Source organism: Lagierella massiliensis (assembly GCF_001407835.1).
Lineage (GTDB): Bacteria > Bacillota > Clostridia > Tissierellales > Peptoniphilaceae > Mediannikoviicoccus > Mediannikoviicoccus massiliensis.
Map to the genome: position 1 here is coordinate 102651 of NZ_CYUO01000004.1, position 19783 is coordinate 122433.

A 19783-nucleotide genomic window follows, 5' to 3' on the forward strand; every position below is an offset into this window, starting at 1 on the left:
CTGCTTATTTTTACCCAAAAAAAGCCGAAGAATTAACTTCGACTTTAAATATATATAGGATTATTTTCAAATACTGATTCACAGGTTGCTTGGATTCCAAGTTTTTTGAATAGCTTCTTATCCACTGAACCAAGCATCGCAGATATGTGAACTTGAGCATTTTTCAGCTTAGGTATTTGGTCCAGAGCAAGTTGTGCTTTTTTATCATTTGCTGCTGATATAGAAAGTGCTATTAGTGTTTCGTCTATGTGAAGTCTTGGATTTTTGCTTCCAAGATAATCTATTTTCAGCTTTTGGATTGGTTCAATTGCTTCAGGCGATATAAGATGCACTGGATCGTCAATTTCTGCAAGATACTTTAGTGCATTTAATATAAGTGCTGCAGAAGGACCGAGCAAATCAGAAGTCTTTCCTGTAATTATATGGCCGTCAGAAAGTTCCATTGCAGCGGCAGCAAATCCTGTTTCAGAAGCTCTTTTCATTGCCGCTGTAACAACAGGTCTGTCTTCAGGGGTAAGCTTTAGCTGTTTCATTAAAAGTTCGGTTCGATAGACCACAGAATGATTTATTCTACCCTTAGCATATTCATTTAAAGCTTCATAGTATCTTCTGATAATCTCCTGTTTTGAAGCTTCTTTACAAGCCTCGTCATCTGATATGCAAAATCCTGCCATATTCACGCCCATGTCAGTAGGGGAATAGTATGGAGAACTTCCGTATATCATTTCAAACATGGCCTTTAATACTGGGAATATTTCAACGTCTCTATTGTATGACACCACTGTTTCGCCGTAGTGTTCAAGGTGATAGGGATCAATCATATTTATATCGTTAAGGTCTGCAGTTGCCGCTTCATATGCCAAGTTGATTGGATGTTTTAGTGAAAGATTCCATATTGGAAAGGTTTCAAACTTTGCATATCCCGCCCTAATACCTCTTTTTTGATCATGGTAGAGTTGTGAAAGACAGGTTGCCATCTTTCCACTTCCAGGCCCTGGTGCAGTTACAACGATTAAAGGCTTTGTTGTCTTTATATATTCGTTTTTTCCAAATCCCTTTTCGCTCACAATATTTGTAATATCGGAAGGATAGTCTTCTATAATATAGTGAGTGTATACATCTATGCCAAGATTTGTAAGGCGTTCTTTAAAAAGGTCCGCTCCTGGTTGTCCAGTGTATTGGGTAATAACAACTGAACCAACGTACAGTCCATATTTTTCAAAGCAGTCAATAAGGCGCAGTAGTTCAATATCATATGTGATACCAAGGTCACCTCGAACCTTATTCTTTTCAATATCCTTAGCATTAATGGTTATGATTATCTCAATTTCTTTAGAAAGTTCCATGAGGAGTCTAAGTTTTATATCTGGTTCAAATCCAGGCAAAACTCTGGAGGCGTGGTAGTCATCAAATAGCTTTCCACCAAATTCAAGGTAAAGCTTGTTATCAAACTGCTCTATCCTCTTTCTAATATTTTTCGATTGTAACTCAATATATTTATCCTTATCAAAACCGATGTTCATATGTCCCCCTAATATTCAAAATACATATTAAGTTTACTACAAAACGCTAAATTGTACCATTGTTATTTGAAGATATAGCCTTCAAAATATCCTAATCCATAATCTTCAGATTCGGCATTATAAGGGACATTAAGTTCTGTTAGAAAAACTTTTACGTTTTCATTTTGAACAAAATCTATTTCAAATGGTTTTTCTCCACTTAATTTTTCAAGTATTTTTGAAAGTTCATCAATGTCATATGATAGTTCCTCGCCGTTAAAACTAAAAATGACCTTTTCATCTTGAACATCTACCTTAAATTCACTTACGGCATCACTTGAAACCCTCTTCATCTCCTTGAAAGAAGATATATCCATGGAGTCAAGTCTTGAATAGTGATAAATTTGATAATTTTCCATAATTATTTTTTCGCCAACTTCTCTTTGAAGTTTAGTAAGATCTATCTTCCTATTCTCTTGTAACCTACCAAGCTCATCCCTATGCTTAAAATAATTCAAAATTGAAGACAAATTATTTTTATCTGCCTTACTAAGCTTAGAAACATCAACATCACTCTTATCTAAAGAAATATTGTTATCTTTAAGAATTTTATCAAAACGCTTAGCTTGACTATTTAAAGCCATGTTGTAGCTATTTATTGGTCCAAGGGTGGTTATTAGTATAAATATAGAAAGTACAGCAATAGAAATCACATTACTTTTTCTATTAAAAATCATGTTATAAACCATAAACAAAGTTAGGTATATTCCGATAACTATAACATAATATCTGTTTTCTGTAAGACCGAAGTGAGCTATTCTATGACCCATGGTGTAGTACATTAGCCCTAAAAATACAAGAGAAGTAACAGGTAAATAAAATCTTATAAGTTTATTTGAATTCTTTCGTCTTTCCGGGCTGAAAAATATTATAAAGAAGGCGAGTATTCCATATACCAAAGCCAAGTAGCATACAATTCTAAGGGGCATAACACCTTGAGAAATAATCTTTATAAAGTATGCTATAAGAACAAAGCTAAAGATAATTTCGATTGGAATTAAAATATTATTTAAAATCTTAAGTCCAAAACTTGGCTCTTCCCATAAATCTTCATTTGACTCACTTGGGAAATTGTTTAAAAACATCCACAAGTTCAAAGTGCCAAGTGTTAGCGCCATGGCCTTTAAAATGTATTCGTCCATTCCCCTTAATCCAAATAGCATGAATATAGAAAATATTATTAGTGACACTCCAAGCCAAACTACAATAGAAAGTAGTGTTGAAATAAAAAGTGAACGGATAATTCTATACACATAAAACTCATGGTTTTTAGGGTTGTTATACTTTTCAGCAATCAGACTAAGTGAGATAAAGAAAAAACATAGTCCAAAAAAGTAAATATAGTTTTTGGAAAATTCAAAATCCCAAGTCCTTCCCATAAACTGGTATGTCAAAAATACTATGACAATTCCCGGAATATAACTTAACATTCCAGAAAGTTCGGTTGGTTTTTTGTTAAATTTTCCATTTAAAATTTCGATAAAAATAAACACAAATAGTCCGACTAAGGATGTCGTAACATATCCGATTAGTTTTTGTGAAAATGAGTAGTCATCCATCACTAAACAAATTAGCACACCGATTACAAGTCCCATAAAAGTTGACACAGGGAATCGTAAAAGAGTATTCTCAAAATTCATAAAATTTTTCTTTAAAAAATTTTTCATATTAGTCCTCCACATATTCTAAAATATCTCCAGGCTGACAGTCTAAAGCTTCACAGATTTTACTTAAGGTATCAAAGCGAACTGCTTTTGCCTTGTCATTTTTCAAAATGGATATATTTGCCATGGTTATACCCACCTTTTCAGAAAGTTCAGTCACAGACATCTTTCTCTTCGCAAGCATCACATCAATATTTACTCTAATCATAGTATCACCTAAATAGTTAAGTCACTGTCGTCTTGAAGATTAACAGCGTCATACATCAAGATGCAAATAAGTGACAGGGCAGCATAAGACATTGCTAAAATAAGCAAAAAAGTTATATTAATAATCAACAAATACATATTTTGTAACGAAAGCACTCCAGCAAGCAGGTTACATATAAGAACAATAAAAATATTGACAATTATTGTAAGCCTTATGATTTTTAATTTATTAAGGTTTTCCGAAGTAAAGACTTTTCCATTATGAATATTTTCATAAATACATATACACATATATCCACAGTAGAGGATTGGCATGAGTTCAATCCATGCAACTATGTTCCAAATAAGTTTACCTCTATAACTATTTTTAAAAACCAAGTCAATTCCTGCGGGCAAAAGCTCTAAAAGAGAAAATGCTATAAAAATTATTAAAATAATAGATATCAGTTGTAAAGATCTACAGTAAAGTTTTTTCATAAGAACCTCCCTTTTATTAAATTATAACAAAAATTTATCGTAAGTCAATAAAAAGTTGCCGAAAAAGGATAAAATATCGCAGTAGATAAAGGTCAATTAAAATCTTACATACTTTTTACAATTCTTTCAAAGTACTTTTACACATAAAGGTAATAATATATAAAAGGAGGTAAGGAAGATGAAGACCTTTAAGCTGGTTAGCGAAATAATGATATTTTTTGCAGTAATAGCAGTATTTTTGGAAATATTATATTGAAGAGGTGATAAATTGAATAACGATTTTATATGTGACAGTTTGAAGGGTAGAGTAAACTTTAATCCGGAAGAAAAAATCTTTTTAACCGTAGATGGAGAGGAGATACTCTACAGTGAGTTTATAAAAGAATGTAGTAAAAACGGCAATAGATTTGATTTTAGAGAATTAAAAAAAGACTTTGAAGTGGCTTCGAATCTTGATATAGAAATGGCCATTAACTCAAAAAATCCATGCAAAATTGCATTGGCACTTCTTGATAAGAGACTTAGACTACAGGATTTAAAAAAACTTAAAGAAGAATTTGAAAACGAAGAAGGGCTTCTATCTTTTCTATACAACTTAAGATATCAAGCGGAGGGATTCTATTTTTAATTGCAAGTAGAGTCCTTTTATTATATTCTTTTACATAGGTGATAAAATGAATCTTATTATAGAAAAGGCAAAGCCACAACAAGCACAGGAAATTTTAGACTGCATAAAAAAAGCAGTAACAGAATCAGATAATTTAATAGTAACCATGAGTAATTTGAAAAACTATACAGTTACAGAAGAAAAGTTTTTAATCGAAGGTTATAACCATTCAAAGACGGGACTTATGTTAGTTGGAGTTTTAGATGGGAAAATAGTTTCAGTTGGTACATTACAGGGAAATGATATAAATTCAAAATCAGGACATAGAGTAACATTGGGAATTTTTGTACTAAAAGATTATTGGAATATGGGAATTGGAAGACAGATGATAACAGCCATGTTAGACTACTGCGTGGAAAATCCATATATTGAAATCGTGGATTTAGACGTAAGGGCGGACAATAAAGCTGCCATTGGACTCTATGAGAGATTTGGATTTGATAGGATTGGATATTATGAAGATTACTTTAAAGACCAAAACGGAAATTATGGTGATGCCATACTCATGGCGCTTTACCTTTAATTAATAAAAAAGTACATCCTTATTCTTTCATTTTAAATTTAATGATATAATTAATAAAATAAGGATGTGAGAAATTGACTAAACAACTCAGCAATAGAATGATACAAAAGAGAAGAATGTATCAGATTTTCATAGATGCAACTACAGATATTATCGACAACGAGGGTATAGATAATGTGACAATTAGAAAAGTTGCAGACAAAGCAGGATATAATAGTGCAACTATATATAATTATTTTAAGAACTTAGATGAGCTAAAGTTCTTTTCAGTAATGTCATATATGCAAAAATACTTAGAGACATTATCATATACCCATGAGGAATTTAAAGACCCTATCAGCAAGTACAAATATGTATGGGAAGTATTTGCCCTACAAGCTTTTAAATATCCAACTTATTTTAGAATAATTTTCTTTAAACAGATTTATGAAGATATAGAACCAGTTTTAAAAGAGTATTATGAACTATTTCCAGAGTCAATACCTGGAGAGATAAATACACAAAGAGAAGTTATTGAAAATATGCTTAGACAAGGAGACCTGTCATCAAGATCCATGGTTTTAATGAAAGACATTATAAAAGGTGGACTTATGAATGAAGAAGAGGGTAAACTCGTAGACTCCATGGTGATACGCTTATTTAAAAGTCTATTGGACGAAGTAGAAAAAAATGAGGAGATAGGAGAAGAAAACTTAGAAAAATTTAAAAAATATTTGGATTTTTTAATACCAAAAAAATAGAATTTATAGAACTCAGAGAACTACTCTGGGTTTTTTCTTTGCCATAATTATAGAATAAAAAATTCTTTTAATACTTTACATAACAGGAAAACCTTTATTTATCAATGTAATATATTACAGCATTAAAAAATAAACGTGATTATTTTATAATCGCTATTGCATTTTGATTAGAACAATGGTATATTAATATCATAATCATGATTATATATTAATCGCTGATGGCGAAGTCGTAAAATAAAGAGGAGGTTTCTAATGAAAAAACTTGAAATAGGCAACTTCCATGTAAAGGATGTTGTGTTTGGTGATGAGACCAAGTTTGAAAACGGTATCCTCTCAATTAACAAAGAGGAAGCGGAAAATTTCATCAGAGAAGATGAATGCATAACAGAAGTAGAAATTAAAATTGCAAGACCTGGAGAGAGAATTAGAATAGTTCCGATTAAAGAAGCTGCTGAACCAAGGGTAAGACTTGATGGACGTTCAGTATTTCCTGGAGTAACTGGAAAAGTTGAAAAAGCAGGGGAAGGAGTTCTTCATGCACTTAAGGGAGTTTCTGTCATGGGTGTCGGAATGCACATGGGAAGTTTTGGTGATGGACTTGTAGATATGTTTGGAGAAGGACAAAAGTATACCTACTTTGGAAATCTTATTAACATATGTATCATAGCAGATACTAATGAAGACTTTGAAAGACATGAACAACAAAAAAAGAATCGAGCTATAAGACTTGCAACCCACAAACTTGCAGAATATTTAGGAAAGACAGTTGTAGACAAGACTCCAGAAGATGTAGAAGAATATGTATTTGAAGGTCTTGCATGTAAAGATGAAAAGACTGATTCACTTCCAAGAGTGGCACTTGTAATGCAACCTCAATCTCAAATGGAAGCAATGGGTTATAATGATTTACTTTATGGATGGGATTTAAATCACTTTGTTCCAACATATATGAATCCAAATGAAGTACTTGATGGTGCAATCATATCAGGATCATTTATGCCATCTTCTTCTAAATGGGCAACATATGATATGCAAAATTTCCCTATTATAAAAGAGCTTTATAAAGAACATGGGAAAACGATAAACTTCATTGGTGTAATTATGTCAAATTTAAATGTATCCTTGGAACAGAAAGAAAGATCAGCAATATTTGTATCTAACTTAGCGGAAGCCCTTGGAGTTGACGCGGCAATCGTTACAGAAGAAGGTTACGGTAATCCAGATACAGATTATGTAAGAGTAATAGCTGGACTTGAAGATGTTTCAGTTAAGACCGTTGGTATTTCCAATGAGGCTACAGGTAGAGACGGAGCTTCTCAACCTTTAGTAGTGCTTGATGAAAAAGCGGATGCTCTTGTTTCCACAGGAAATGTCTCTGAACTTATCGAACTTGAAGCTGCAGATGAAGTTTTTGGAGAGCTTGAATCTTTAGGAAGAGACGGACTTTCTGGTGGTTGGGCAGATGACGAAAAGTTGGGACCTTCAGTTAGAGAAAATGGTTCTATAATAATGGAAAACAATGCTATGTTCTGTGGCGATCAAATTGCAGGTTGGTCACCAAAGACCATGAAAGGATTTTAGGTGAAGAGATGAAAAAAGTAATACACTATATAAATCAATTTTTTGGTGGACTTGGAGGAGAAGATACAGCTTCAGTAGCTCCAAAGCTTGTTGAAGGAGCAGTTGGTCCAGGTCTTGCTTTTAATAAAAATTTAGAAGATGCAGAAATAACACATACTATCATTTGTGGTGATAACTACGTTGCAGAAAATAAAGAAAAAGCATTTAAAGAAATCATCGAATTGATAAAAGATTTGGATTTTGACATGTTAGTTGCAGGACCAGCTTTTCAAGCAGGAAGATATGGTTTTGCTTGTGGTGGAGTATGTAAAGCAGTTGAAGAAGAGCTTAAAAAACCAGCTATAACTTCAATGCATGAAGAAAATCCTGGAGTTGAAATGTTTAGAAACACATTGGTAATCTTTCCAGGAGGAAACTCTGCAGGAAGTATGAGAAAAGATGTTAAAGCAATGACTAACTATGCAAATAAATTGCTTAAGGGAGAAAAAGTTGGAGGTTATAAAGAAGAAGGATTCTTTAGACACAAGGTTAGACATCAAGTATGGCTTGAAGAACCAGTAACAGCAGCAGAACGTGGAGTTCAAATGTTGATTAAGAAAATTAATGGAGAAGCTTTCCAAACAGAACTTCCAATCGAAATGAAAGAAAGAGTTCCAATTGCCATACCGATAAAGGATTTATCAAAAGCGAGAATTGCTCTTACAACTACTGGAGGAATAATTCCAATAGACAATCCTGACAGAATTCAATCTGCCTCTGCAACAAGATGGGGACGTTATGATATTTCTGAAATTGATGATTTAAAAGCAGGAGTATTTAAAACAACCCATGCAGGTTTTGACCCAGCGGCAGCTGACGCAGATCCAGACGTAATTATGCCAGTTGACGTTATGAAAGATATGTTAAGAGACAAAGTTTACGGCTCATTACATCCATACTTCTATTCAACAGTTGGTACAGGAACTACTGAAGGAGAAGCCAGCAGAATGGCAAAAGAGATGATTCCTCTAATGAAAGAAGATAACGTAGATGCAATTCTAATGGTATCAACCTGAGGTACTTGTACACGTTGCGGTGCAACAATGGTAAAAGAATTTGAAAAAGCAGGATTTCCTGTAGTTATGTTATGTAATTTAGTGCCAGTAGCTAAGACAGTAGGAGCAAACAAAATCGTACCTACCATCTCAATTCCATATCCATTTGGAGATCCTTCAACATCAAGAGAAGATCAATACAAATTGAGATACAAATTAGTTAGACGTGCATTGGATGCATTAACTGAAGATGTTAAGGAACAAACAGTATTTGCAGTTTAAGAGGGATAGGTGCTTTATTAGCACCTTGTCCTCATATATAAAATAGAAAGAGAGATAAAAATGAAAAAGAATAAAAATAAAGTATTTTATATATCCTTAGTCATAGTAGCTCTTATAGCATTTTTTGGAATCGTATTCCCAAATCAGTTTGGTAAAGTAGGAGCTTCAGTTCTTGATTTTTTGACAACAAAGTTTGGATGGTTTTATCTTCTTTCCATGTTTGCCTTTGTTTTGTTCGTCTTCGGAATTGCATTCAGCAAATATGGTAAGGTTGTATTGGGGAAAGACGGGGATAAACCAGAATATTCAAACATAACTTGGTTTGCAATGCTATTTTCAGCAGGTATGGGAATAGGACTTGTATTCTATGGAGTTTCAGAACCAATTTCCCACTTTATGAAACCAATTGAAGGAATAGTACCAGGCAGTCCAGAAGCTGCAAACTTTGCACTTTTTTCTTCGTTTATGCACTGGGGTATTCACCCATGGGCAAGCTATACAATAATAGCACTACCACTTGCATATATGCAGTTTAGGAAAGACAAACCTGGACTTATTTCGTCGCTTCTTATCCCGCTTATAGGAGAGGAAAAAGCAAAGGGTCCAATGGGACATATAATTGACATACTTGCAATATTTGCAACAGTAGCAGGAGTAGCAACTTCTTTAGGACTTGGAGTATTACAAATAAACTCTGGATTAAACTTCCTATTTGGAATTCCAAACAACAATCTTTTTGCTCTAATAACTATAGTTTTACTTACAATTATATTCGTGTGGACAGCAGTTGCAGGAATAGAAAAAGGTATATCTAAAGTTTCAAATCTCAATATAATAGTTGCAGGAGGACTTATGTTATTATTATTTATCATAGGTCCAAAGATTCAAATACTTAATTCACTTGTAAACACTATGGGAAATTATATTTCAGGAGTAGTAAGAGAGAGCTTGAAGATAGATCCGTTTGGGGATAATACGTGGATTAATGGATGGAGAATATTCTACTGGGCATGGTGGATTGCATGGGCACCATTTGTAGGAATTTTTATTGCAAGAATTTCTAAAGGTAGAACTATAAGAGAGTTTGTTACAGGTGTTACTACAATTCCAGCACTTGGATCCTTTGTGTGGTTTGCCATATTTGGTACAACTGCCATTTCACAAGGCACAGAAATTGCTGCAAAGGCAGTTAAATCGACAGAGACAGCACTATTTGTAGTCTTTAAACAGCTTCCACTTGGAATATTGATGTCAATTATCTCAATAGTATTGTTGTATACATTCTTTATAACAAGTGCAAATTCAGCTACATTCGTATTGGGAATGTTAAGCGAAAATGGAGATTTAAACCCATCAAATAAAACCAAGATACTTTGGGGAGTTATACAATCCGCACTTGCATATGCATTGTTACTTGCAGGCGGACTTCAAATGTTACAAACAGCTTCAATAACAGTAGCATTTCCATTTGCAATCATAATGATACTTGTAATGGTATCCTTTATGAAAGTGCTTCGACAAGAGAAAAAATAATAATAAGAAAGGTGCCTAAGTCTATCTTAAGCACCTTTTAAATTACTTTTCATATAAATATCTTACAGTTTGTAAATCGTGATACTTCCAAGAATATACTCTTGAGTATTCTTCAATTATAAATCCACCAGCAAGTGTTGCATGAGCAGTCATTGGTCTTCCACCGTTTTTACCGATGTAGATTGCACCGTGATTATATTGTCCGGCTCTTCTTGCAGAGTAAGGAAGGTCTCCAGGAAGTAGGTTGTTAAAGTCTGTCTTAATATATTTTCCACCATACTTTGGAGCTTGTTTATATTGAACTTCTACCATCCTGTATCCGCCGTCTGCCTTTACATCACAATCTTTAGGTCCTGGAACTGCAATTCCATTTTCTTTATAGGCAGAGTAAATTGCACCAACGCAGTAAACTCCAGATTTGTCATTTAAGTCGAAGCCATACCATTTGAAAGGAATTCCAGCTCTTTCACAAGCGTAGTTAGAAATTTTTTGTCCAAGGAATCTATTTTGTTGGTTTGAACCTTCAAGCCAAGTATTTTTTAAATCTTCAGCAGTAGGCATGTACCATTTAACAGGAGTGTCTTTTTTAAATCCAGACATTCTGGTTCCTTCTTTTATAGCTCCGTCATCACCAAACCAATAGCATGTAAGTCCAGTATTTCTTGGTCCACCATGGTACATATAATAATCTACAGGATCAAAGTAATATATCTTTTGACCTTCTTTTAAAAATCCCCTTGCAAGACCAGTTTCAGCCTTTGCATAATAAGTATTAGAACCTTCTTTAATAAAACCAAGTTTTAAAGAACCGTCTTCATTGATTAAATATCTATGTCCGTCAATGTCTACAATTCCCTTATTGTTTTCGTCCTTTACAATTACTTCACCAGTTTCAACATTTCTTAAATAAGTTTTTGATCCGTCATCAACAACTTGAACTTCGCCAAAGTCCTTAACTATTTTTTCGTAATAGCCATTAATAGCAAGTTCCATAGCTTCTTCAGAAACTGAAGAGTTACCACCAACTACAAAGATTTCTTCTGCAGCTTCACATAGTGACATTGTTCTTTCGCTCTTTGCCCTTGGAGCAAACACAACGTCAACGCCCTTGGCATTTACAACGTTTACAGCTGAAAGTGCATCAGGGAAGTCTGCTCCATTTACAAATGCAAGGTTATAGCTTTCAGTAGCTTCTGCAATCTTTAAAGCTGTGTCATATCTATCCTTACCAGCAAATACAGTTTCAGCAGCAACGTCAACAGATGACTTTCCACCAAAAGCGTATTTAACAACAACATCTTCTACAGGAAGTTTATTTGAAGGAGGTACAAGCACAAGACCTGCATTATTTTCCTTTAATAAACCAGTTGAAGCTAAAGCGTCGGCATAGTTTTCTCCACTTGCAACCCCAACTTCTTGAAGTTCAGATTCTTCAATAGTCTTTGCATTTGTCAAATATCTATCTGAACCTGAAAGTCTCTTAACCTCTGCAGAAGTTACTTTTAAATTTTCTTCAAACTTCTTAGAAATTGATGAAGTTCCACCGATAATATAAACTTCTTCAATTTCATTTTCCTTAACGAAATTAGAATAATCTTCATTTCCGTTAACTAATATCAACTTACCATTTTTAGTAGTACAAATGTTTACAGAAGAAAGAGCATCTGGGAATTGTCTTCCATTTGCAAATACTAAAGTGTTTGACTCAAGCATCTGCGCAGCTTTTATTGAAGTTTCGGTTCTGTCTGCACCTGCTATTCTTGTCCATGATGTAGCAGCATGTGAACTATTAATAGATAGAGCAGAAAAAGTCACAGCTAAAGCTACAGAGAAAAGCTTTTTACCAAAAAAATGTTTTTTCATAAGTCCTCCTTGCAAATTATTTGAGAACATTATACTGCAAAGTTATAAAAATATCAATGTGAAAATTTATAAAATAAAAGAAAATTTAAAGTATGAAAAAATATAATAAAATATTTAAAAGTTGGAAAGTTTAGAGTAATTTGAAGTTAAGATTTAATTTGATATAGACTTCACAAAATTGAGTTATATTTATATACATGATAAAATTATTAAAACAAAAGGTTTAATAAAAATAAGAAATTTTTAAATTATTTACTGTTTCGTTCCAAGCCTTTGAAGTGTAAAAATAAGTAGATGGAAGAGGAGGTTAGAATAAATGAAAATTATAAAAAACATTTTCCTTTTTTGCTTTTTGATATTTGGATTTATTATGCAATCGGAAGTTTTTCAAAGTGAACTTTTTAATTTTTCGACAGCTTATTATAAAGCGTCTAACTTTGAAGTTTCAACCGAAAACATTCAAGATTTTTTAGAGGATGCACAGAAGGCTTCATCTAAAAATAATGTAGAAGTATTTTCTTATTATACAGAAATAAAAAGCAAGTTTCGCTTCACGCTCCACATTTATGGCGATTCTGATGTGATTCGAAAATCGATTAAAGATGTGGCAAATGTTGAAGAGAAGGAGTACACATCATTAATTTCAGGAATTACAGATGTTAAATACCATGATTTGAAAGAGCTTGAACCAGAGTCCGTTAACTACGAGAACTTTATATGTTATATAGGAGATGATGATGCAGTTAACTCTACATATAAGGACTTAGAAGCAAAGTATAACTTAACTAGCCCACAATACTGGAATGCAACAGAAAAAGATATGATGATAATCGTATGGGTAATGATTAGTTTACTTATGATAATAATGAACTTGGTGGAGGTAATTAGAAGAAAGAAAGAGATAGCCGTAAGAGTTTTGTTTGGCGAAAGTGTAAGTTCAATTGTGTTTAAAACAGCAATTAGTAATTTAGTTTCTTCTATAGTGTTATTTATATTGGCAAAGCTATTGATGTTAAACTTTATATCGGGAGCATATGAAAATAAATTAATAATTTTAATTTACCTGGTAGGAGTAGTGCTTTCAACACTTCCATATTTTATTTTCTATTCTATGGATGTTAAAAAATTACTTTCAAATGCCACTGACTCAAAGGGTTCAATGTACTTATTGTATGCACTTAAACTAATTGCAGGAGCTCTAACTATCATAACGCTTATTACAAATATCAGTAGTATCAATGGCAATTTATTTGCTGACGGAAGTTTACTTAAATCATATTACAATGCAAACTACCTTAGAGTACAAACTGAAGGCTTTGACTACGAAAAGGAACAAAAATTTTGGGATGAGGTTTATGAAAAAGAGTATTCCGTAATGAATCCTTCCATATGTATAAATATTTCAAATGGCAAGAATGACGTTGTTTTTGTGAATAATACTGGAAAGGATATGCTACAGGGCTTTCAAGAGAGTGTGGAGAAAGAGTCTTTGGACGAAAATGACTTGATTATTTTTATCCCAAAGGGCAAGTCATTTGAAGAAAATAAAATGTTAGCATATGACAGATTGGATTTTTGTTTTAAATATCCAAAAGAAGATTTCAAAGACTGGAAAATTAAATACGTGGAGTACTCCGACTCTAAATATTTTTCCTATCTTGATAACAACTCAATAGACGGAGTCGAAAGGACAAAAAATCCTATACTAATTTATCAATTAAATAATGATTTGAAAATTGATGGTGAAAACCTTCAAGGCTACAAAGGAGAAGCTATATTATTTAATACGTCCAAAGAAAACTTGAAAGAGATTTGTAAAAAATACGAAGATATATTAGGTAATTACAATCAGGTAATAACAAATGTTGAAGATCAATATAATTACAATCATACTTTTTTAGTTAAACTGCTTGCGTTTTTAAGCTCACTTTGTGTGGTTATTATATTTTTAGACATTGCAATTATTTTGGCAGTAAGTCAATTGGAGTTTAGGCGAAATGCAATGAAAATTTCACTTATGAAAATTTTGGGATATGGAATATTTAATCGCCATAAGTCATTCCTTAGACTTATTATGATAGAAAATCTTGTGATATTTACAGGTTTTTTAATACTTTCCTTAATATCAAAACGAATTGATACAAGAATTACTATTTTAGTAAGTGCTTTAGTAATTCTGATTGAGTTCATAATAATTATCCTTAATGTAATAAGGATAGAAAGAACAAATGTACAAAAGGCACTTAAGGGAGGATGTCTATGATAAAAATAAATGAAATTTGTAAGAAGTATGATGAAAAAGTATTGTTTCAAAACTATAGCTTAGAAATTCCTGATGGAAGTTTTGTCATAATCAGAGGCGATAGCGGAAGTGGTAAAAGCACTTTACTAAATATGATTGGCGGCATAGAATATCCAGATAGCGGTTCGATTATTGTAAATGGATTTGATGTATCAAAAAAGAAAAAGCAAAAATACTTCTCGGAAGTTGTAGGATTTTTATTTCAAAACTTTGCCCTTTTAGAAAACAAGACCGTGTTAGAAAATTTAAATTTGATAAAGAAAACAGGAAGAACGGACATATCAATAGATGAAGCTTTAAAAAAAGTGGGCTTAGAAAAAGAGAAAAATAAAAAGGTTTATAAACTATCAGGAGGGGAGCAACAAAGAGTTGCGTTAGCTCGTCTTATGATAAAGAAGTGTTCTGTTTTATTGGCAGACGAACCAACAGGATCCCTGGATAAAAAGAACAGTGAAATTGTAATGAAGATTCTTCACGATTTAAATAGACAGGGGAAGACTGTGATAGTTGTAACCCATGACGACGATATAATTGAAAGGGAAGATATGGTTATATATTTATAAGTGAGATTTCTTTTCTTGTAGAATGATTAAGAACTCACTAACAAGCAAATAAAAGAGGTGTCGAAATTATTGGCACCTCTTTTTTTAATATAAATTCTTTATAACCCTTTTTTATTCACTGATTATTCACCAAAAACTTCTTCGTAATACTCTTTAGTGAAAATGCCCTTAAATACGATTTTTTCGAAATAAAGTTTTTTTAGTTTCACAAATTCATTTGAATCAAGAATTTTTTTCTTTCGTACATAGATAATGAAGTTATACATATAAGTCACATAAATGAATTTATACATATCTTTTTCTAAGCCCTTTGAAATTTTTCCCTCATCATAAAGAAGATCAAGTTCATCAAGAACTTTGTTGTTCAATTCATCTGCATAACCATCAAAATAAAATTTACTCAATATATAAGTTGGAACGGTTAGCCAAGTTTTGTTAAAGGCTATTTCCAAAGGAGTCAAAATTTTATTTAAATCTATATATGGATTGTTTGTAAATAGACTCTTGTTGTGCTTATATTCTTCATCGAGAATTTTTTTTTCAATTTCACACATATAATATAGATACATATCATCTTTGCTGTCAAAATATTTATAGAAAGACCCTACAGATATGTCACATTTCTTTGATAAATCTCTAATTGTTACGTCATCAAAATCCCTATCCACAAACATTTGCAGAACGTTATCTCTAATCATTTCTTTTTTTGAGTTATCTAAATTAATATAAGTTTTTTTTACCATCAAATACCTCATCTATTTTTGTATTTATCAATCATGAAAACAAACATAAATTCAATCAAATGATATAGCAATAAAAGATAATTGTCAAAGGTATTACATAAATTATTAGCTGATTAAGTTGAGTGTAAAATTTTAAAATTTTTTATCTTAGTTTTTAAAATAAATAAATTTTGTTAAAAGTTTTTTAGTTAAAAAGTCTTGACACTATAACGGGATAAAGTTATAATAATCTCAAGGTGAACGTGTTCACTTTGATGGTCGACTATAAAGTACATGAATAAGGAGGAATAAATGTCTAAGTACATGATTAAAAGAGTATTGTCAGCGCTCTTAACTGTGTTAGTAGTTTTTAGTTTGAACTTTGTAATTATTAACGCAGCTCCTGGAAGCCCAATAAAGACTATGATGGGTAAGGAAGTTGACAATATTGAGTTACAAAAAGCGTTGGAAAAGAAATATGGTTTCGATCAACCGCTTCACAAGCAATATTTAAAGTATTTAGAAAACGTTTCTAAAGGGGATCTTGGAATTTCTGTTATCTATAACAGACCAGTTAAAGATATGATTTTAGAAAAATTGGGTCCAACGATATTATTGGTTCTGTCATCTGCGATAATATCTTTAATTTTAGGAACGGCAATGGGAATAGCAGCTGCAAGGCGGGAAGGTTCTTTACTTGATGTCATATTTTCATCGGTAAATTACATACTTAATTCTATGCCATCTTTCTGGTTGGGGCTGATGTTGGTAATAATTTTTTCAACTAAACTCGACTTGTTGCCAACTTTTGGAATGACGGATCCAAGGGCTGACTATACTGGAATAAATTATTTTCTGGACGTGTTAAAACATTTAGTGTTGCCAGTTTTGACTATGGTTTTAATACAAATTCCGTTGTATTTCAGGATAGCTAAGTCATCTGTGCTACAAGTTGTTAACGAAGATTACATTCAAACTTTTAGAGCTTGTGGTATGAGTGAGGAAAAGATTTTCAACAAGTATATTTTTAAAAATGCAATTCTTCCTACAATTACAATTTTTGGAATTTCTATTGCATATTTAGTAACAGGAGTTGCTTTGGTAGAAATAATATTTGCTTGGCCAGGAACAGGAAGGCTTGTGCTAAATGCAATTAATCAAAGGGATTATCCTACACTAATGGGAATTTATTTGGTTATGAGTATATCAATTGCAGTTGTAATGATGATAGTTGACATTATTTATGCATTTGTAGATCCAAGAATAAGGTATGGTGATTAAAATGAAAACTGATTTTATGAAATTAATAAAAAGGGACAATCAACTCAAGGCTGGATTGATTGGACTTTTAATAATTCTTATAATAATTATTTTTTCACCATTGATTGCAAATTTTGACCCATATGAATTTGGAGATTTTCCATTGGCAAAAATATCTGAAGAAGGTCATATTCTTGGGACTAATCACTTGGGACAAGATGTATTTTCTATGATAGTTTATGGAACAAAAACTTCTGTAAAAGTTGCGGTTGTTTCAGCACTTATCTCAGGTGTCATAGGAATAATAATCGGTGGAATCGCAGGTTATTTTGGAGGAGTTGTAGACAGGGTTTTGTCAGAGGTCATAAATATATTTATGATGCTTCCAACATTTTTCTTAATACTTATGATTATTGCCCTTTTTGGAAGTTCTATAACAAATGTAATGATTGTTATTGGTCTTACTACATGGCCAAGTAATGCTAAGCTCATGAGAGCTCAAGCAATGAGTTTAAGAGAGAGAACTTTTGTAAAGTCAGCAATCTCCATGGGTGAAACAAAAAAACAAATTCTATTTAAATACATCATTCCTAATGGTATATATCCAGTTATTTCAAATACAACTGTGGGTATGGCAAACGCGATACTTACTGAAGCTGGACTTTCTTTCTTAGGTCTTGGAGACCCAAATACAATTAGCTGGGGGCAAATGATTTTTGAAGGAAAGCAATATATTACTAATGCATGGTGGATTTCAACTTTTGCAGGTATTGCAATTGTACTAACTGTAACTTGTTTTTATTTGCTTGGCGACGGATTGAATAGAGTTTTAAATCCTAAGAATTTAAGCAGAGGAGGAAAATAATGCAAGAAAATGAAACGATACTAAGAGTTGAAAACTTAAATATTTCCTATGTTAACAAAAACTCCTCTGTAAAAGCTGCTAAGAATGTAAATTTTTCATTAAGTGAATCTGATTCCTTAGGAATTGTAGGAGAATCTGGTTCAGGAAAATCAACTGTTGCAATGGGAATTATTAGGCTGTTGGATCCTGAGGAAACTAAAGTTACTGGAAAAGTTTATTTTTCTAATAAAGAATTATTATCCCTATCCGATCAGGAATTTAACAAGCTTAGGTGGAAAGAGATTGCTGTTGTTTTTCAAAAATCCATGAACTCTTTGAGCCCAGTGCATAGAATTTTTGAACAGGTTTATGACATTTATAGAGTTCATGAACCTAAAGCTACGAAGGAACAGGTTAAAGAAATTTTTGTAGAACTTTTGAAAAAAGTTAATCTCTCTGAAAGAGTTGTTAATTTATATCCCCACGAACTATCTGGAGGAATGCTTCAAAGAGTTTCTATAGCCATAGCACTTCTTTTTAACCCTAAGTTACTGATTTTGGATGAAGCTACAACGGCTTTAGATGTTGTTACACAGGGTCAAATTTTAGATGAAATTTTAAAACTTGAAAAGACGATGAATATGACAAGAATCATGATAACTCATGATATTTCTGTCGTAGCTCAAACTTGTAATAAAGTAGCGATATTTTATGCAGGGGAACTTATGGAATTTGGGTTTACTAAAGATGTTTTAAAGAATCCATATCATCCATATACTATAGGATTAATTGAGAGTTTTCCATCTATGAATGGAGAGACAGAAGAAATTAAATCAATACCAGGTTTTATGCCTGATCTTTCAAAAGAAAACACTGGTTGTATATTCAAAGATCGTTGTCCATATGCTTTAGATATATGTGGTAAAGAAAAACCAAAAGAAGTGGAAGTAGACAATCGAAGAGTATATTGTCACAATATTCAGGAGATTAGAAATGGAAAATAATATTATTGTAGAAAATGTAAAAAAATTTTATCCTGCTAATAAAAAACTCTTTAACAAATCTTATATTCAGGCTGTAGATGATGTTAGTTTTTCGATAAAAAGAGGAGAAATTTTAGGGCTTATAGGAGAAAGTGGATGCGGAAAGTCCACTTTGGGAAGAGTACTTGCAAGATTAGAAAAGCCTACTGAAGGAAAGATTTTCATAGGTGATGAATCAGTTGAAGAGATTTTAAAGAAAGATGAGAAATCATTTAGAAGGTATGTCCAAATGATATTTCAAAATCCATATGACTCATTCACACCTCGAGATAAAATAGGAAATATTCTTATGAGGCCTTTAAAAATTCATAACATAGGAGGTAGTGAACAAGAAAGATACGATACTTGCGTAAAGGCTTTAGAACAAGGGGGACTTAGACCTGCTAAGGAAATAATGGAAAGATATCCTCATCAACTTTCAGGTGGTCAGCTTCAGAGAATATCTATAATAAGAGCTACTCTATTAAAACCTAAATTTATCATTGCAGATGAGCCTGTAAGTATGCTCGACATTTCCGTTAGAGCTGACATTATCAATGCATTGTTAGATTTAGCAAAGCAGGGAACTTCTATTTTGTTTATAAGTCACGATATTGCACTTACAAGATTTATTGCAGATAAGATAATGGTTATGTATTTAGGAAAAACTGTGGAATATGGATATGCAAAAGATGTAATTCAAGAGCCAGCTCATCCTTATACTAAAGTGCTTATTTCAAATTGCGCTTCAATAGATCCAACAGAGCAGATGAATAGAATTGATATTAAAGGAGAACCACCAACACCAGTTGATTTAAAACCGGGTTGCTATTTTGCAAACAGATGTAGTTTTGCTACAGAGGAGTGTTGTAAAGATTATCCTAAAAAGGTAAATCTTGGAAACGAACATTATGCTTATTGCATAAAATTATAATAA

18 protein-coding genes are annotated in these 19783 nt (G+C 32.5%); 12 read left to right on the forward strand and 6 right to left on the reverse strand.

Annotation, left to right across the window (positions count from 1 at the left end; all coding sequences use genetic code 11):
• Positions 1–44: 44 nt before the first annotated feature.
• The 4 genes from BN2746_RS00500 to BN2746_RS00515 form a co-directional block, all read right to left on the reverse strand.
• Positions 45–1523, reverse strand: a complete 1479-nt coding sequence (locus BN2746_RS00500; protein ID WP_055077910.1) for a DUF1846 domain-containing protein — start codon at positions 1521–1523, stop codon at positions 45–47.
• A gap of 62 nt (positions 1524–1585) precedes the next feature.
• On the reverse strand, positions 1586–3229 hold the full coding sequence (locus BN2746_RS00505) for a DUF4153 domain-containing protein (RefSeq protein WP_055077911.1): 1644 nt from the start codon (positions 3227–3229) through the stop codon (positions 1586–1588).
• Between the two features lies 1 nt (position 3230).
• Complete coding sequence (locus BN2746_RS00510) at positions 3231–3434, reverse strand: helix-turn-helix domain-containing protein (protein ID WP_055077912.1); 204 nt, start codon at positions 3432–3434, stop codon at positions 3231–3233.
• Positions 3435–3442: 8 nt separating this feature from the next.
• Positions 3443–3910, reverse strand: coding sequence for a DUF2975 domain-containing protein (locus BN2746_RS00515; RefSeq protein ID WP_055077913.1), 468 nt, complete (start codon positions 3908–3910; stop codon positions 3443–3445).
• Positions 3911–4178: 268 nt separating this feature from the next.
• Here BN2746_RS00515 and BN2746_RS00520 point away from each other — a divergent pair, with 268 nt between their 5' ends.
• The 6 genes from BN2746_RS00520 (at position 4179) to BN2746_RS00550 (ending at position 10270) form a co-directional block, all read left to right on the forward strand.
• Entirely contained in the window at positions 4179–4538 is a 360-nt protein-coding gene (locus BN2746_RS00520; protein ID WP_055077914.1) for a hypothetical protein, read from the forward strand.
• A 46-nt stretch (positions 4539–4584) separates the two neighbouring features.
• Positions 4585–5100 (forward strand): GNAT family N-acetyltransferase, encoded by a 516-nt coding sequence (locus BN2746_RS00525; RefSeq protein WP_055077915.1) that lies wholly within the window; start codon positions 4585–4587, stop codon positions 5098–5100.
• A 74-nt stretch (positions 5101–5174) separates the two neighbouring features.
• The gene (locus BN2746_RS00530; RefSeq protein ID WP_082420157.1) at positions 5175–5840 is read left to right on the forward strand and encodes a TetR/AcrR family transcriptional regulator; all 666 of its coding nucleotides are present in this window, start codon (positions 5175–5177) and stop codon (positions 5838–5840) included.
• Between the two features lie 252 nt (positions 5841–6092).
• Positions 6093–7421 (forward strand): glycine/sarcosine/betaine reductase component B subunit, encoded by a 1329-nt coding sequence (locus BN2746_RS00535; RefSeq protein WP_055077917.1) that lies wholly within the window; start codon positions 6093–6095, stop codon positions 7419–7421.
• Positions 7422–7429: 8 nt separating this feature from the next.
• On the forward strand, positions 7430–8737 hold the full coding sequence (locus BN2746_RS00540) for a glycine/betaine/sarcosine/D-proline family reductase selenoprotein B (protein ID WP_082420158.1): 1308 nt from the start codon (positions 7430–7432) through the stop codon (positions 8735–8737).
• Positions 8738–8797: 60 nt separating this feature from the next.
• Entirely contained in the window at positions 8798–10270 is a 1473-nt protein-coding gene (locus BN2746_RS00550) for a glycine betaine uptake BCCT transporter (RefSeq protein ID WP_055077920.1), read from the forward strand.
• A 42-nt stretch (positions 10271–10312) separates the two neighbouring features.
• On the opposite strand, the gene BN2746_RS00555 is transcribed toward BN2746_RS00550, so the two are convergent.
• Positions 10313–12133: a cell wall-binding repeat-containing protein gene (locus BN2746_RS00555; protein ID WP_055077921.1), complete on the reverse strand. Its 1821-nt coding sequence runs from the start codon at positions 12131–12133 to the stop codon at positions 10313–10315.
• Positions 12134–12449: 316 nt separating this feature from the next.
• On the opposite strand from BN2746_RS00555, the gene BN2746_RS00560 reads away from it, so the two are divergent.
• Both BN2746_RS00560 and BN2746_RS00565 read left to right on the forward strand, forming a co-directional pair.
• Positions 12450–14396: a DUF1430 domain-containing protein gene (locus BN2746_RS00560; protein WP_055077922.1), complete on the forward strand. Its 1947-nt coding sequence runs from the start codon at positions 12450–12452 to the stop codon at positions 14394–14396.
• Positions 14393–14998, forward strand: coding sequence for an ABC transporter ATP-binding protein (locus BN2746_RS00565; RefSeq protein WP_055077923.1), 606 nt, complete (start codon positions 14393–14395; stop codon positions 14996–14998). Before BN2746_RS00560 ends, BN2746_RS00565 begins: the two co-directional genes overlap by 4 nt.
• A 122-nt stretch (positions 14999–15120) precedes the next feature.
• Here BN2746_RS00565 and BN2746_RS00570 read toward each other — a convergent pair whose 3' ends face one another.
• Positions 15121–15741 carry a TetR/AcrR family transcriptional regulator gene (locus BN2746_RS00570; RefSeq protein WP_055077924.1) on the reverse strand — a complete coding sequence of 207 codons (621 nt, stop codon included), beginning with the start codon at positions 15739–15741 and terminating at the stop codon, positions 15121–15123.
• A 291-nt stretch (positions 15742–16032) separates the two neighbouring features.
• Here BN2746_RS00570 and BN2746_RS00575 point away from each other — a divergent pair, with 291 nt between their 5' ends.
• The 4 genes from BN2746_RS00575 to BN2746_RS00590 are packed head-to-tail and all read left to right on the forward strand — an operon-like array spanning position 16033 to position 19780.
• The gene (locus BN2746_RS00575) at positions 16033–17001 is read left to right on the forward strand and encodes an ABC transporter permease (RefSeq protein ID WP_055077925.1); all 969 of its coding nucleotides are present in this window, start codon (positions 16033–16035) and stop codon (positions 16999–17001) included.
• A 1-nt stretch (position 17002) separates the two neighbouring features.
• On the forward strand, positions 17003–17845 hold the full coding sequence (locus BN2746_RS00580) for an ABC transporter permease (RefSeq protein ID WP_231718296.1): 843 nt from the start codon (positions 17003–17005) through the stop codon (positions 17843–17845).
• The gene (locus BN2746_RS00585; protein ID WP_055077927.1) at positions 17845–18828 is read left to right on the forward strand and encodes an ABC transporter ATP-binding protein; all 984 of its coding nucleotides are present in this window, start codon (positions 17845–17847) and stop codon (positions 18826–18828) included. Before BN2746_RS00580 ends, BN2746_RS00585 begins: the two co-directional genes overlap by 1 nt.
• Positions 18818–19780 (forward strand): oligopeptide/dipeptide ABC transporter ATP-binding protein, encoded by a 963-nt coding sequence (locus BN2746_RS00590; RefSeq protein WP_055077928.1) that lies wholly within the window; start codon positions 18818–18820, stop codon positions 19778–19780. Before BN2746_RS00585 ends, BN2746_RS00590 begins: the two co-directional genes overlap by 11 nt.
• Positions 19781–19783: the final 3 nt, after the last annotated feature.